Origin of the sequence: Saccharothrix sp. CB00851 (genome assembly GCF_001905065.1) — a bacterium.
Lineage (GTDB): Bacteria > Actinomycetota > Actinomycetes > Mycobacteriales > Pseudonocardiaceae > Actinosynnema.
This window is the reverse complement of the sequence record NZ_LWLC01000006.1, coordinates 112,612-128,000: the sequence shown is the minus strand read 5'-3', so window position 1 is coordinate 128,000 and position 15,389 is coordinate 112,612. Positions and strand designations below refer to the sequence as shown.

The 15,389-nt window shown below is 72.7% G+C and carries 12 protein-coding genes; 5 read left to right on the top strand and 7 right to left on the bottom strand.

All coding sequences use genetic code 11. The features are described 5' to 3' along the window. Positions 1–89: 89 nt before the first annotated feature. The 5 genes from A6A25_RS08635 to A6A25_RS43890 all read right to left on the bottom strand — a co-directional run bounded on the left by A6A25_RS08635 (position 90) and on the right by A6A25_RS43890 (position 6,810). A complete protein-coding gene (locus tag A6A25_RS08635; protein WP_073887456.1) occupies positions 90–1,127 on the bottom strand; it encodes a LacI family DNA-binding transcriptional regulator in 1,038 nt (345 codons plus the stop codon). A 148-nt stretch (positions 1,128–1,275) separates the two neighbouring features. Continuing rightward, the gene (locus A6A25_RS08630) at positions 1,276–3,300 is read right to left on the bottom strand and encodes a bifunctional rhamnulose-1-phosphate aldolase/short-chain dehydrogenase (protein WP_073887455.1); all 2,025 of its coding nucleotides are present in this window, start codon (positions 3,298–3,300) and stop codon (positions 1,276–1,278) included. 77 nt (positions 3,301–3,377) lie between these two features. Beyond that, a complete protein-coding gene (gene rhaI, locus A6A25_RS08625; RefSeq protein ID WP_073887454.1) occupies positions 3,378–4,562 on the bottom strand; it encodes an L-rhamnose isomerase in 1,185 nt (394 codons plus the stop codon). An 18-nt stretch (positions 4,563–4,580) separates the two neighbouring features. Next, positions 4,581–4,901 carry an L-rhamnose mutarotase gene (locus tag A6A25_RS08620; protein ID WP_073887453.1) on the bottom strand — a complete coding sequence of 107 codons (321 nt, stop codon included), beginning with the start codon at positions 4,899–4,901 and terminating at the stop codon, positions 4,581–4,583. A gap of 85 nt (positions 4,902–4,986) precedes the next feature. Continuing rightward, positions 4,987–6,810, bottom strand: a complete 1,824-nt coding sequence (locus tag A6A25_RS43890) for a DUF6807 family protein (RefSeq protein WP_241828553.1) — start codon at positions 6,808–6,810, stop codon at positions 4,987–4,989. 248 nt (positions 6,811–7,058) lie between these two features. On the opposite strand from A6A25_RS43890, the gene A6A25_RS46225 reads away from it, so the two are divergent. From A6A25_RS46225 to A6A25_RS08600, 3 genes are read left to right on the top strand one after another with little or no spacing between them, the layout of a single operon-like run. Then, positions 7,059–9,311, top strand: coding sequence for a rhamnogalacturonan lyase (locus tag A6A25_RS46225; protein WP_073887451.1), 2,253 nt, complete (start codon positions 7,059–7,061; stop codon positions 9,309–9,311). Positions 9,312–9,321: 10 nt separating this feature from the next. Continuing rightward, the gene (locus A6A25_RS08605; RefSeq protein WP_198932615.1) at positions 9,322–10,023 is read left to right on the top strand and encodes a carbon-nitrogen hydrolase family protein; all 702 of its coding nucleotides are present in this window, start codon (positions 9,322–9,324) and stop codon (positions 10,021–10,023) included. Further along, on the top strand, positions 10,020–10,883 hold the full coding sequence (locus A6A25_RS08600; protein ID WP_073887450.1) for a DUF4231 domain-containing protein: 864 nt from the start codon (positions 10,020–10,022) through the stop codon (positions 10,881–10,883). The genes A6A25_RS08605 and A6A25_RS08600 overlap by 4 nt, the downstream gene beginning before the upstream one ends. 15 nt (positions 10,884–10,898) lie before the next feature. Here A6A25_RS08600 and A6A25_RS08595 read toward each other — a convergent pair whose 3' ends face one another. Both A6A25_RS08595 and A6A25_RS08590 read right to left on the bottom strand, forming a co-directional pair. Next, the gene (locus A6A25_RS08595; RefSeq protein WP_073887449.1) at positions 10,899–11,480 is read right to left on the bottom strand and encodes an AidA/PixA family protein; all 582 of its coding nucleotides are present in this window, start codon (positions 11,478–11,480) and stop codon (positions 10,899–10,901) included. 208 nt (positions 11,481–11,688) lie between these two features. Continuing rightward, positions 11,689–13,416: a pectate lyase gene (locus tag A6A25_RS08590; RefSeq protein WP_198932614.1), complete on the bottom strand. Its 1,728-nt coding sequence runs from the start codon at positions 13,414–13,416 to the stop codon at positions 11,689–11,691. Positions 13,417–13,657: 241 nt separating this feature from the next. On the opposite strand from A6A25_RS08590, the gene A6A25_RS08585 reads away from it, so the two are divergent. After that, a complete protein-coding gene (locus A6A25_RS08585) occupies positions 13,658–14,272 on the top strand; it encodes a hypothetical protein (RefSeq protein ID WP_073887447.1) in 615 nt (204 codons plus the stop codon). After that, entirely contained in the window at positions 14,272–15,384 is a 1,113-nt protein-coding gene (locus A6A25_RS08580; protein ID WP_073887446.1) for an MFS transporter, read from the top strand. The genes A6A25_RS08585 and A6A25_RS08580 overlap by 1 nt, the downstream gene beginning before the upstream one ends. The last annotated feature ends 5 nt before the right edge of the window (positions 15,385–15,389 follow it).

Here is a 15,389-nt window from a genome sequence, read left to right as displayed (position 1 = left end):
TGAAACGATTCATCAAGGCTGGTTCCGATGGGTTTGACCAGCCCGACTAGCTGGGGATAATCGGGCTGAAAAGGTTCAAGAACCGCTGCTCACCTCGGGCGCCGCCTGTTCCGCTGCACCCGGCGGCTTGACTCCCGGACCACCAGCTCCGGCGCGAACAGGACGTGCTGGTGCTCGTGCTCGCCCGGTGTCATCGTCTCCGCGATCACCAGCTCCGCGGCCGTGCGGCCGATCAGCTGGCGCGGCTGGCGCACGGAGGTCAGCGGCACCGCGGCGGCGGCGGCGAAGTCGATGTCGTCGTAGCCGACGATGGCGATGTCCTCCGGCACGCGCACGCCGGCGCGCACGAGCACCTGCAGCAGACCGAGCGCGAGCAGGTCGTTCGCGCAGAACACCGCGTCCGGCCGGACCGACCGGGCCAGCAGCTGCTCGGCCGCGCGCTGCCCGGACACCACGTTGAGCGCGGGGACCTTGAGCTCCTCCAGCACGCCGGCGTCCCGGCCCGACTTGCGCACCGCGTCCACCGCGCCCTCGTGCCGCTGGCGGGCCTGGTGGACGTGCGACGGGCCGTTGACCATCACGATCCGCTCGTAACCCTCGGCCAGCAGGTGGGTGACCGCCTGCTCGCCACCCGCCCGGTCGTCCACGGCCACGGCGCACAGCCCCGGGTCGGCGGTCGGGTGGTCGAGCAGCACCACGGACATGCCCCGCTCGCGCAGCCTGCGCACCGCGGCCAGGTCGGTGTCCACAGGCGTGATCAGCACGCCGTGCACGCGCTGCTCGGCCAACAGCTCCACGTGCCGCGACTCGCGCTGCGTCGACCCGTCGCTGTTGCACAGGATCACCGCGTGCCCGGCCTCGCTCGCGGTGTCCTCGACACCGCGGGCGACGTCGGTGAAGAACGGGTTGCCCACGTCGAGCACCACGAGACCGATGGCGCGCGGTGTGCCCGAGCGCAGTTGGCGCGCGGCGTCGTTGCGGACGAAGCCCAGCTCCTCGATCGCGCCCATGACCCGGTCCCGGGTCGCCGGTGCGACGACCTCGGGACGGTTCAGGACGTTGGAGACCGTGCCGACGGACACCTTCGCGCGCGTCGCCACGTCGCGGATGCTCACCGGTGACCCCACCGCGCCTCCTCGGCGGACTGAAGGTGTGAAGAAGCTGGACTCTATCGGCCGGTACCGTTCCCCGTCCGGCACGACGCGCTTCTCATCCTAGCCCGCCCCGGCCTGCGTTAAATCGTTTCACCCCCGATCCCGGGTCGATCATGGCCGGTCACCGCAGGAACGCGGCGGCCACGCCCGCGTCCACCGGGATGTGCGCGCCGGTCGTGTGCGACAGCTCCCCCGCCGTGAGGGCGAACACCGCGTTGGCCACGTGCTCGGGCAGGACTTCCCGCTTGAGCAGCGTCCGCTGGGCGTAGAACGCGCCCAACTCCTCCTCCGGCACCCCGTACACCGCGGCGCGCTTCGCGCCCCAGCCGCCGGCGAAGATGCCCGACCCGCGCACCACGCCGTCGGGGTTGACCCCGTTGACCCGGATGCCGTGCTCGCCCAGTTCGGCGGCCAGCAGCCGGACCTGGTGGGCCTGGTCGGCCTTGGCCGCGCCGTAGGCGACGTTGTTCGGCCCGGCGAAGACGGCGTTCTTGGAGGCGATGTAGACGATGTCGCCGCCCATCCCCTGCTCGACCATCGCCTTCGCCGCCGCCTTCGCGACCAGGAACGACCCGCGCGCCATCACGCCGTGCTGGAGGTCCCAGTCGCGGGTCGTGGTCTCCAGCAGCGGCTTGGAGATCGACAGGCCCGCGTTGTTGACCACCAGGTCCACCCCGCCGAACGCCAGGCACGCCTCGCCGACGGCCGCCGTGACCGCGTCCTCGTCGGTCACGTCCGCGACCACGGCCACCGCCGTGTCCGGGCCGAGCTCGTCCGCCACGGCCCGCGCCGCGTCCGCGTTGACGTCCGCGACGACCACGCACGCACCCTCGGCGGCCAGCCGCAGCGCGATGGCCTTGCCGATGCCCGAGCCCGCGCCGGTCACCAGGGCGACCCGGGTCGCCAGCGGTTTCGGTGCGGGCATCCGCTGGAGCTTGGCCTCCTCCAGCGTCCAGTACTCGATGCGGAACTTCTCCGCCTCGTCGATCGGCGCGTACCTCGACACCGACTCGGCGCCGCGCATCACGTTGATCGCGTTGACGTAGAACTCACCCGCCACCCGCGCGGTCTGCTTGTCCTTGCCGTAGGAGAACATGCCGACGCCCGGCACCAGCACGACCGCCGGGTCCGCGCCGCGCATCGGCGGCGAGTCCGGTGCCGCGTTGCGCTCGTAGTAGGCGCGGTAGTCCTCCCGGTAGGCCTCGTGCAGCTCGCGCAGCCGGGCCGCCACCTCGTCCAGCGGCGCGGTCGGCGGCAGGTCGAGCACGAGTGGCTTGACCTTGGTGCGCAGGAAGTGGTCCGGGCAGGACGTGCCCAGCGCGGCCAGCCTCGGGTGCTCGGCGTGGGCCAGGAAGTCCAGCACCACGTCCGAGTCGGTGAAGTGGCCGACCTGCGGGCGGTCGGTCGAGGCCAGGCCGCGCAGCAGCGGCGCCAGCGCGGCGGCACGGGACCGGCGTTCGGCGGCCGGCAGCGGGTCGTGCAGCTTCACGCCGAACGGGTCCGGCCTGCCGCGCGCGGCCAGGTACTCGGTGGCCCGCCGGATGATCTCCCGGGACCGCTCGTGGCACTGCGCCGAGGTCGCGCCCCACGCGGTGATGCCGTGGCCACCGAGGATCACGCCGATGGCCTGCGGGTTCTCCCGGGCGATCGCGGCGATGTCCAGGCCGAGCTGGAAACCGGGACGCCGCCACGGCACCCACAGCACCCGGTCGCCGAACACCTCCTTGGTCAACGCCTCGCCGTCCGCCGCCGCGGCCAGCGCGATACCGGCGTCCGGGTGCAGGTGGTCGACGTGCGCGGCCTCCACCAGACCGTGCATGGCCGTGTCGATCGACGGCGCCGCGCCGCCCTTGCCGTGCAGGCAGTAGTCGAACGCGGCGACCATCTCGTCCTCGCGGTCCACGCCGGGGTAGACGTCGACCAGGGCGCGCAGCCGGTCCAGCCGCAGCACGGCCAGGCCGCGCTCGGTCAACGTGCCCAGGTCACCGCCCGAGCCCTTCACCCACAGCAGCTCGACCGGCGCGCCGGTGACCGGATCGGTCTCCACGCCCTTGGCCGAGGTGTTGCCGCCCGCGTAGTTCGTCGTCGCCGGGTCCGCGCCCAGCTCGTGCGAACGGGCCAGCAGTGCCTGTACCTGGTCGTTCATCCGATTGCCCCCTCCGGCGGCGGTTGTCCGATTGCCCCCTCCGGCGGCGGTTGTCCGATTGCCCCCTCCGTCGGCGGTCACGCGCCCCACCCCGCCTGCTCGCCGCCGACCCGCTCCGCCACGATCCGCTCGCCGTACCCCGACCGGGCGTAGGCCGCCATCGGGTCCGGGTCCAGCCCCATGCCCTCGCGCACGGACGCCACGAGCGGCCGCACGTCGGTGTTGTACGCGTCCATCAGCACGGCGTTCGCGCCGAGCACGTCACCGGCCAGCTGCGCCGCCATCAACGCCTCCCGGTCGACCAGCAGCGCCTTGGCGGTGGCCTCCTGCACGTTCATCACCGACCGGATCTGGCCGGGGATCTTCGGCTCGATGTTGTGGCACTGGTCGAGCATGAACGCCACACCCGACTCGACCGCCAACGCGCCGCCCTGCACGACCTCGACCATGATCCGGAACAGCTGGAACGGGTCCGCCGAGCCGACCATCAGGTCGTCGTCGGCGTAGAAGCGGGAGTTGAAGTCGAACCCGCCCAGCTTGCCCGCGCGCAGCAGCACCGCGACGATGAACTCGATGTTGGTGCCCGGCGCGTGGTGACCGGTGTCGACCACGACCTGCGCCCGCTCGCCCAGCTCCAGGCAGTGCGCGTACGCCGTGCCCCAGTCCGGCACGTCGGTGGTGTAGAAGGCGGGCTCGAACAGCTTGTACTCCAGCAGGATCCGCTGGTTCGGCCCGATCCGCGCGTAGGTCTCCCGCAACGCCTCGGCGAGCCGGTCCTGGCGGGCCCGGATGCTGTCCTGGCCGGGGTAGTTGGTGCCGTCGGCGAACCACAGCTTCAGGTCGCGCGAGCCGGTGGCGTCCATGATGTCGACGCAGTGCAGCAGGTGGTCGACCGCCTTGCGGCGCACCGCCGGGTCGGGCGAGCACACGCTGCCCAGCACGTACGCGTCGTCCTGGAAGACGTTGGCGTTGATCGTGCCGATCGACACGCCCTGGTCCCGCGCGAACTTCGCCAGCTCGGCGTAGTCGTCCACCTCGTCCCACGGGATGTGCAGCGCCACCGACGGCGCCACGCCGGTGAACCGGTGCACGGTGGCCGCGTCGGCGACCTTCTCGTGCGGCGTGCGCGGCACACCGCGTTGCGCGAACACCTTGAACCGGGTGCCGGAGTTGCCGAACGCCCAGGACGGCAGCTCGATGCGCTGCCCGGCCAGGGCCCGCGCCACGGCACCACGGCCGGGTGCTCCTGTGTTGGTGTCCACTTCGGACTCCTTACCTGCTCAGTCGAGGTGGAAGACCTCGGTCAGCGGCCTCATGGCCTCGTCCGGCTGCCTGCCGTCCAGCGCGATGAAGAACTCGGCCATCTCGGCCTGCCACCGGTCGTTCACCTCGCGGTCGCGCATGCCCCGCTGGGCGGCGTCCCAGTCCGGGGTCTCCAGGTAGCCGACGAGCAGCCCGTCGTCGGCCAGGAAGAGGCTGTAGTTGCCCCAACCGGTCTCCCGCAGCGCCTCCCGCATCTCCGGCCACACCTCGCGGTGCCGCTCCCGGTACTCCTCCAGCCGCTCCGGGCGCACCCGGAGCAGGAAGCAGACACGTCGCACGCCGACCTCCGGAAAATGAAACGTTTCACACAGACGCTATGGTTGTGCCACAACGCTTGTCAATGGTCTGGGCTACCCGTGCCCGTCACGGTGTGCGCAGGCCGTCGTAGAACGCCACCCGGACGGTGATCTCCCGGTCCTGGCCGGGTTCGAGCACCACCGGCGCGCTCCAGGCCAGCGCCGACCCGATGCCCTGGTACTGGCCGACCCGCACGAACCAGGGGTCGGTCGGACCGGACACCACGGCCGTCCACGGCCGCACCGGGTCGGCGACCTGCACCGCCAGCCACGGCGCGGTCCGGCCGTTGACCTCCGCCTCGCCCGCGCCGTTGGGGCTGAAGACCCGCACGGACAGCGGGTCGAGGTCGGGCAGCCGCCAGAACCAGCCGCCGTAGCCCGCGCCCTCGCGGCCCTTGCTGCCGGGGCTGTGCAGCACCACGTCGCGCTCGGCGGTGAGCACGCTGGTCCACTCCAGCTCCCAGCCGCCGGTCACCGGACGGCGGCGGACCGAGCGGCGTTCCCGCAGCAGGACCGCGCCCGCCGAGTCGCACCACGCCAGCTCACCGGGTCCGGCCTCCTCGACCCGGCCCAGCTCACCCGGCACGTACCCCTGGCCGGGCACGTAGTTCCGACCGCCCCACAGGTTGGCCCCGTTGACATCGGGCAGGGCGAGGCCGATGCCCCGGTGCCACGGGTGGTCGTCCGGGTGCTCGCCGGTGACCACGACCCCGCCGAGCGTGCGCACGGGGTGCAGCGCGGGCCGCGGCACGACCAGCGGCAGCTCGACGTCGTCCCAGCCGTACCGGGCCACACCGCCCAGCGGCGACCACGGCACCTCCAGCTCGGCGAACGTGCGCAGGTGCTCGGCGGCCTGGGCCACCACGTGGTCGACGCCGTCGACGTCCACCCGCCTGCCGTTGCGCCGCAGCCACGCCGGGTCGATCGGTGCCGGGTCGGGCGCGGTGCGGACCGCCTCCAGCACCCGCATGAACGCCCCGGTCGCGGCCAGCGGCGCGTGCAACGGCACGGCGGGGTCCGCGAGGTGGTCCAGCAGGTTGCGCAGCGGTGAGTCGCGCCGGTGGCGCTCCTCGATGCCGTCGATCACCAGCCGGTGCTCGGTGTAGTGCAGCTCGGCCCGCTTGCGGCTGCCGTGCACGACCAGCACGGGTTCCCGGGCGACCTCGGCGCACAGCGTCACCGCCACCACGACGACCGTGCCGTTGCGGGTGCGCAACCGCAGGCACGAGGTGTCGTCGGCCTCGATGTCGCGGGAGCGCAGCAGTTCCAGCTCGATGTCGTGCACGTCGTCCACACCCGTGGCGCCGTCCAGCGCCAACGCGGTCGCGATGCCGTGCGCGAACGGGTTGGTCAACGCGCCGTCCACCACCGGCACGCCGTCGAGCGCGCGTCGGCCCGCCCACGGCGCACGGGTGTAGTAGGTGTCGTCACGCGACCACGTGCCGCGGACACCGATGCCGCGGATCTCACCCAACGCCCCGGACCGCATGACCTCGGCCAGCCGGTGCACGGCGTGCGAGCCGAGGGCCTGGAACCCTACCTGGACCACCCTGCCCTCGGCCCGGTCGACCAGGTCGTGCCAGTCGGCCAGGGTGGGCGTGGGCGGTTTCTCCAGCAGGAGGTGCGCGCCCGCGTCCAGCACGCGGTGCGCGAGCGGCACGTGCGTGTGCATGGGAGTGGACACGATGCCGATGTCGGCGTCGCGCATCAACGTCGACAGGTCGGCGGACACCGGCCGGTCGCCGATGAGCCGCCGCGCCCCGGCGTCGAGCGGGTTCACCTCGCACACACCGGTGAGCCGCACCAAGCCCTCGGCCTCCAGCGCGGCGATCTCCCGCAGGTACAGCCGCCCGTAACCGCCCGCCCCGGCGAGCACCACCCGCGGCGTCACCGGCGCCCCACGGCGAACGCCTGCGCCCCTGTCAACACGACCACCAGGCATGCGTACCCGATCGTCCCATCACCCTCTCCTGGGTTGAATCGGTTCAACCACCCTAGGTGAGCCCCATCACCGCGTCAAGACGCGCGTTCCGCCGCCGAGACCCCGCCGCCCTCCGCTCTTGCCTTTCGGTTTGAAACGGTTCATCGTGTGGCGTCGTCACGCACCTCGCGCAACGCCGCGCTCCTTGGAGGCAGCCGATGACCCGCGCCCGACCCCTGCCCGCCGTCCTGGCGGCCCTAGCGCTCGTCCTGAGCACGTCCCCGGCCTCGGCGTCGCCCGCCGGCCCCCGGCTCGAACGCCTCGACCGCGGCCTGGTCGCCGCGCGCACCGACGGCGGGGTGTTCCTGAGCTGGCGGCTGCTGCGCCACGAGGCCACCGGCCACACCGCCACCGGCCTGGCCGGTCCGGCGTTCGCCGTCTACCGCGACGGCCGCCGCATCGCCACGGTCACCGACAGCACGAACTACCTCGACCCGGAGGGCGGCTCGGAGTACCGGGTGGCGCCGGTGGTCCGCGGTCGGGAGGGCGAGGCGAGCAAGCCCGTGTCGCCGTGGGCGGGCGGGTCCTACGACCTGCCGCTGCGCAAGCCCGCCGACGGCGTGACGCCCGCCGGCGAGGCGTACACGTACTCGGCCAACGACGTCAGCGTCGGCGACGTGGACGGCGACGGCAGCTACGAGTACGTGGTCAAGTGGGACCCGTCCAACTCCAAGGACGTCTCCCAGGTCGGCTACACCGGGCCGACCTACGTCGACACCTACCGGTTCGACGGCACCCTGCTGCACCGCGTCGACCTGGGCGTGAACATCCGCTCCGGCGCGCACTACACGCAGTTCCTGGTCTACGACTTCGACGGCGACGGCCGCTCGGAGATGATGATGAAGACCGCGCCGGGGTCGAAGGTCACGACGTACGACCGGCACGGCAATGCGGTGTCCGAGCGGTACGTGACGATGCCGCGCGAGGACGTGCGCGCGGGGTACTCGCACCGGGACGACTACCGGCTCAGCGCCGCCGGCTACTACGACCACCTGGTGGAGATGTTCCAGGGCTGGCACGCCCACCCCGAGGTGGTGGCGGGGCGGTGGCCCGCGACGCTGGAGCAGGCGTTCGGCGTCGAACCGCGCTACGCCTACCCGTTGTCCGAGGTGGACGCCCGCGCGTTGGCCGACCACTTCATCGACGTGTACGCCCCGAGCCGCAGCGCGCGCAACAACCTCCGGGCGTTCGCCGGGTTCATCGTGGACGGCCCCGAGTACCTGACCGTGTTCGACGGCAAGTCGGGCCGTGAGCTGGAGACCGTGCGGTACGAGCCGGGACGGCACGACGACGGGCTGATGTGGGGCGACTACGCGCTGGGCCGGATCGAGCCGGGCAACCGGGTGGACCGGTTCCTCGCCGGTGTCGCCTACCTGGACGGCAAGCGGCCGTCGGCGGTCTTCGCCCGCGGCTACTACACGCGCACGACGGTCGCCGCGTACCGGTGGAACGGCCGCAAGCTGGTCAAGGACTGGTTCGTGGACAGCGGCTGGGTGCCGATGAGCAACCCGTTCAACTTCCCGGTGCACGGCAAGGACGGCACGTCGCCGACGCACGGCGGGTTGGCCACGCAGGGCGCGCACTCGTTGAGCGCGGCGGACGTGGACGGCGACGGCAAGCAGGAGATCGTCTACGGTGCCTCCACCCTCGACCACGACGGGTCGGTGCTCTACCACTCGAAGGCCGTGATGCCGCCGGGCAGCGCCAACCCCGGCGCGGTGGAGCGGCTCGGGCACGGCGACGCGCTGCACGTGACCGACATCGACCCGGCCCGGCCGGGCATGGAGATCTACATGGTGCACGAGGGCGGGACGTTCGCGCCCTACGGCTACGCGCTGCGTGACGCGGCCACGGGCGAGGTGGTCTACGGCGGCTACACCGGCCGGGACACCGGGCGCGGCATGGTCGGCGACGTGCTGCCCGCCGAGCCCGGGTTGGAGACGTGGGCGTCCCTGCCGGGCGGCTCGAACGCGGCCGGGCTGTGGTCGGCGGACGGGCGTCCGCTGTCGACGGCGATCCCCGGCACGAACGCGAGCATCCGCTGGGCGGCGGACCTGACCACGCAGGTCGTGGACGGCGCGCAGGAGGTGACGCCGACGATCAAGGACTGGCGGCGCGGCACCCTGCTGACCGCCGAGGGCACCCGCACCAACAACGGCACGAAGGGCAACCCGGCGCTGGTCGCGGACGTGCTCGGCGACTGGCGCGAGGAGCTGGTGGTGCGCACCGCGGACAGCTCGGCGCTGCGGATCCACCTCAGCACCGAGGTCACCGGCCACAAGCTCTACACGCTGATGCACGACCCGCAGTACCGGGTCGACGTGGCCCGCCAGCAGACGGCCTACAACCAGCCCGCGTACACCGGCTTCTACCTGGCCTCGGACGTCGACTGGGCGAAAGTGCCCCGTTAGAGTCCGCGGAGTGATCACGATCGCCGTCGCCCAGCCGCGCTGCACCCCCTACGACGTGGCCGCCAACGTGGCGGCGCACGCGGAGGCGGTGCGCGCGGCGGGCGCGCGGGTCGTGGTGTTCCCGGAGCTGTCGTTGACCGGGTACCACCTCGACGCGCCGGTGGTGCCGTTCGAGCTGGTGGAGCCCTTGGTGGAGGCGTGCGCCGAGACCGGGTCGGTGGCGTTCGCGGGCGCGCCGGTCGCCGGGCCGTACATCGGCGTGCTGGAGGTGTCCGGCGCGGGTGTGCGGGTGGCGTACCGGAAGGTGTGGCTCGGCGGTGGGGAGCCGGCGCGCTTCCGCCCCGGTGCCGCGCCCGCGGTGGTCGAGGTGGACGGCGTGCGGCTCGGGTTGGCGGTCTGCAAGGACACCGGCGTGCCGCGGCACGCGGCGGACACCGCGGCGTTGGGCGTGGACGTGTACGTGGCGGGCGTGTTGGAGCACGCGTGGCAGGCCGACGTGCTGGACGAGCGTGCCCGGCGGGTCGCGGTGGAGCACGACGTGTGGGTGGCGATGGCGAGCTTCGCCGGGTCGACGGGTGAGGGGTACGACTCGGCGGCGGGTCGTTCGGGCGTATGGGACTCGTCCGGTGGGAGGATCGTCTCCGCCGACACCGGGGTGGACGCCGTGGTGCGGGTGGTGATCCCGGGCCGCGCCACGGACGGAGGGGCATGACCGACGCCGACCTACCCGGCTTCTTCCACGACGCGGAGCGGACGTCGCGGCGTGGTCAGCGGTTGGCGCTGATGTGGAGCCGGATCAGGCTGCTCAGCGCCGTCGCGGCAGCTGTGGGCGGCGCGCTGGGCTGGGGCGACGGGACCGTCAACCCGTGGGGACTCGTGGCGCTGGCCGGGTTCTCGGTGGCGCTGGTGGTGGAGATCCTGCTGTGGACGCAGCAGCCCGAGCGCGACTGGTACGCCGGGCGGGCGGTCGCCGAGTCGGTCAAGACGCTGGCCTGGCGGTACGCGGTGGCCGGCGCGCCGTTCTCGGCCGACGTGGCACGGCCGAAGGCGCTGTTCTCCGAGCGCGTCGCCGAGGTCGTCGCGCAGAGCGAGGAGCGGCTGCCGCTGGACAGCGACGACCCGTCGGCCACGGCCGCGATGACCGCGCTGCGCGAGTCGCCGTTCGAGCGGCGCCGGGCGGCGTACCTGGAGAACCGGCTCCAGGAGCAGAAGCGGTGGTACACGGACAAGGCCAGGGTCGACCGCCGGCGGGCGATGCAGTGGCGGATCGCGCTCATCGTCGGCGAGGTCCTCGCGATCGTGCTCGCGGCGGCGCGAGCGTTCAACAACTGGGAGACCGACCTCTCCGGCATCCTCGCCGCGGTTGTGGCGAGTGGCGCGGCGTGGCTGGCGACGCGGCGGCACGCGTCCCAGGCGACCGCGTACGCGTTGGCGGCGCGCGAGTTGGTGCTGGTGCGGGCGAAGCTGCTGGACGCGGACGAGGAGTCGTGGGCCGAGGCGGTGGCGGAGGCCGAGGAGGCGATCAGCCGGGAGCACCGGCTGTGGCTGGCGTCGCGGCCGGTGGAGAGCTGACGTGCCGGTCGTCGATCAGGTCACGTGGACGTACGGGTCCCAGCGGTAGTAGCCGAGCTTGGTGTTCTCGTCGTCCAGGATCATGAAGTCGAAGTGGTAGGTCACGTCGCCGGGTTTCGTGGCGTTCGCCTGCCAGTAGTAGTCCCAGCCGGAGTACGTCGCGGGGTTCAGGGGATCATCCCGGTTCGGCAGGGGCAGTTCCACCGGAATGGCGAACGCCCTGACGTCGGACAGGATCCGCTCGTCGTCGTTGGCGTGGTACCGGTAGAGCTGGGCGCGGTAGCGCGTGTTGAACGACATGGTTTCCTCACGCCACCGGACGATGCCGCCCCTCGGTATCGTGATCTTCAACTCCGCGTCCCACGCGCTCGCGCTGTTCTTGTGCCTGGCGGCCATGGTCAGGTAGTTGGCGACCGGGTTCAGCGAGAGGGGTGAATCGGGGGTGCTGGTCCGCCCTTTGTACGCCTCGATGATGCCTTCGGCGTCGATCAGGATGGCGATGTTGACGAAGACGTCTTCGGCGTCGTCCCGGGCGATGGTGTCGGCCACCGTCGTCCGGACTACGTGGAACGTGTTCTCGGCGCTGAGCGAGGTCATCGATGCTCCTGCGAAAGTGGATCGATGTGCGTCGGATTCCGGTCGACCCAGAGTCCCATTCGACGCCTCACCATCCCCTGGGCCGCACCGGTTTCACCCGGCCACGCGAGTGGAATTCGCCGACCCGGTCATGGCCAGGGGTTCGGTTCACTCCGCGTAGCACCCCTTCCACCAGGACGAGTGGTGCTCCTGACGGCTTTCAGGGGCATTACCGGGACAGCCAGGCGAGCAGCTTCCCCGTGTTCGCCACGTACGCGGCCGTGCTGATCACCAGAGGGCGTTCGGTGGGCGTGTACGGGGGTTCCGCCGGTGGTGTGCGCGGGTCGTAGGGCGAGGTGTCGTGCGGGTCGCCGACGTGCTTGCTCATGTACGCCGTGCCGTCGTACGGGTCGGCGGGCGGGCTGCCCAGGTAGGGGTTGGTGACGGTGGCGGCCGGGGTGAGCCAGTGGTCCTTCGGTCCCAGGTCCGCCACCAGGGCCTCGGCCTGGGCGTCGGTCACGGTCGGCAGTGGTTGCGGCGCGTCCCGGAACAGGTCGGTGAGGGCGAGGTCGCGCAGGGAGAAGTAGCGCGGCAGCGGGATCGGCCCGCCGCTCAGCGGTGACCTCGACCTGAGGTCCGCCACCTGCGCCGGGGTGAGTGACATGAGCTCGTCGTAGATGGCGCGCAGGGCATCGGTGTCGACGGCCCGGCCGGCCGAGTAGTGGCTGAGCGTCGAACGGTGGTCGTAGTCGTAGTAGTAGGCGCCGTTGCGGACGTTCGAGCCGAACCGGTGGACGAACCTCGCGCGGTTGGTGCCCGGTTCCACGAACGTCGGGTGCGTGCGGCCGGTCAGCAGGGGGTTCTCGCCGACCTGCTCGTCGGTGAGGCGGCAGGTGTCCAGCCAGGCGACGGCCTCCGGCACGCGGGCCAGGTAGGAGTGGTCGCCGGTCAGGCGGAAGTAGTGGAACAGCTGGGTGACGTTCGTCTGGGTGGTGTGGGTGGTCAGCGCCCTCGGCTCGTAGGACCGGGCGCCCGCGGGCGCGCCCGCCGGTCGTCCGCCCGCGGCCCGGGACAGGTGCTGCAGGCCCCAGCCCGCCTGCGGCCCGGGTTGCTGGAGGCGGTGCAGGCAGCGCATCGCGCGGTGGACGGGTTCGAGCAGGTCGTGGCGGCCGAGCGTGACGGCGCACATGAGCAGGAATTTGATGTTCTCGCCGAGCACGTCGTCGTTGAAGGTGACGTGTCCGGTGTAGTCGCCGTCCTCCATGCCGTGGCCGACGTCGTCGGGCAGCCACGGCGGGCGCGCGTCGGGCCACGGGGTCTGTTCCACCGCGCCGGGGCGGTGTGGGAAGCGCTGAGGCCAGCCACCGTCCGCCGCGCCGCCCCGGAACTGGGCCTTGAGCACGAACCGGATGGCCCGCTCGACCGCGGTGCGGAACCGGTGGTCACGGCGTTCCAGGTACAGCCGGAGGAGCAGTTGGGCCGCGGCCGCCGTGCCGCCGTCGTCGAACGTGGCGTTGCCCTGGTGGTGCCGGAACTCCTCCAGCCGCCAGCCGTTCGCGGCGGTGGTCGCGTACCAGCGGCGCAGCGACGCCGTGCCCGCGAAGTCGTGGACGTAGTCCCAGCCGCCGACCGGCAGCTGTGCCCGCACGAGCGCGAGCCCGGTCCGTTCGGCGGCGCGGAGGAACGTGCCGTCGCCGGTGGCGTGGTAGGCGTCGAGCAGGCTGTGGCCGACCGAGGGCGTGCCGGGCGGCTGCACCCAGCACATCGTGCGGTTGGCCTCCAGCTCACCCCACGTGCGGGAGAGGTCGGGCAGGTAGCTCCACACGTACCCGCCGCGGTAGGACAGCCGTTCATCGAGGAACGTGGCGGCCCGGCGCAGCGCGCCGACCACGTCGGTGCGGGCCGGTGCGGCGACGGCGGGGCTCCCCACCGCGGCGGCGATCACGGGAGCCGTCACGAGCAGACCGAACCGACGTCGACTGAAGGCCATCGCCCACCAGTACCGACGCGGCGGCGGCCAGTCAACGGTGGATCACAGGTGTGAAACCGAGCGACCCTCGACTGTCCACAGTAGACTACATGCGCGATCTTCTCCGTCACCCGACCGATGTCTCCGCATCACTGCGGCCTCATCGTGGTGTCCATCGCACCGACGCCCGCACAACGACGTGTGCGGCCTCACCGGAAGGTGCACCCCGATGATCCACTCCGTACCCGCCGCACACGCGGACGAGGCAGGCGCCCGGGCCGAGACCATGGCCCGCTTCCTGCGGGACGTACCCGTCCCCTTCACCCGCGTGCTGTCCCTGTGGGTGGGCTACCGCCTGCGCCGCGACCCCCGGCAACCCGACACCCGACACCACCTCACGCCCCGGCAGGCGCACCTGCTCGGCTTACCGCCGCACACGGAGGTGACGCGGCGCGAGGGCTACCTGGTGCCGCACCTCGGCGACCAGGGCCCGCGCCTGGCCGCGATCACCGCGCTGGTGCACCAGCGCGGCCTCGAACTGGACGAACCCGGGCGCGAGGAGCTCTCCCGCGGCTACACCCCGCTCGGCGTGCTGGTCACCGGCGCCCGCCGGGCCACCCACTACGCCACCACCACCCGCGCGCCGGACGACCCCGACTTCGCCGACCCGCTGCCCGACGACCCCGACGACGTGCCCGCCCTGTGGTGCCAGGCCACCCTGCTCAGCGCGGGCAGACCTGTGGCGCTGGTCCGCGAGACCGTCTACCGGGTGGCGTTCACCGGCCGCCGCCCACCCGACCTGACGCCCTACCTGACCCCGGCGCCGCCCCGACTGGTGTCCTGATGCGCGCCCGGACCGCCGCCCTCGCCGCGACGACGGTGGCGGCGGGGTCCAGCGGGTACGTCGTCGCGGCGGTGCTGACCGAGGTCGCCGCCGACCACCGCGTCACCACCGCGGCGGCGGGGCAGACGATCACCGCGTTCGCCCTGGCCTACGCGGTCGGCTCGCCCGTGCTGGCGATGCTCACCGCGCGGTTCGAACGACGGGCCCTGCTGGTGGCCGCCCTGCTGGTCGCCGCGCTGGGCAACGTCGGGGCGGCGCTCGCACCGACGTTCGACCTGCTGCTGGTCGCCCGCGTGCTCACCGCGTTCGGCGCGGCGCTGGCCACACCGGCGGCCACGGCGGTCGCCGCCCAGCTCAACCCGGCGCACAAGGCCAAGGCGATGGCGGTGGTCACGGCGGGCCTGACCGCGGCCACCCTGCTGGGCGTGCCCGCCGGGCGGTTCGTCGCCGACCGGCACGGCTACCGGGCGGCGTTCGTGCTGGTGGCGGTGCTGTGCGTGGTCGCGGTGCTGGTGGTGCGGTCCGCCGTGCCGCCGGTGCGCCCCGGACCGGTGGTCGGGGTCCGGCAACGGCTCGCGCCGCTGGCCGACCCGCCCGTGCAACGGCTGCTGGCCGTGTCGCTGCTGGCGTGCCTGGGCACGTTCAGCGTCTACGGCTACCTCGGCCCGATCACCGGCCACCCACCCGACAGCGGTCACCTGCTCGCCTACGGCGTCGGCGGTGTGCTGGGCAACGCGATCGGCGGTGTGGCCGCGGACCGCCACGGGCCGCGCACACCGCTGCTGGTGGCGTTGGGCGGTTGCGCGGCGGTGCTCGTGCTGCTGCCGACGATGCTCAGCGGAATGACGGCGTTCGTCGTGATGGCCGCTTGGGGCGCGCTGTTCTGGGCGTTCAACCCGCCCCTGTTCGCGGCCCTGGTCGCGGTGGACCCGGACCGGGCGAACCTCCTGCTCGCCCTGAACGCGTCCGCGATCTACACGGGCATCGCGGGCGCCGGTGTGCTCGGCGGCGCGGTCGACGCCCCGGCCGTCCCCCTCGTGGGCGCCGCCGTCGCCGTCGCGGCCACCGCGATCGCCGCCACGACCCGCGAGAGGAGGCTGGTGACGCGCTGATCGAC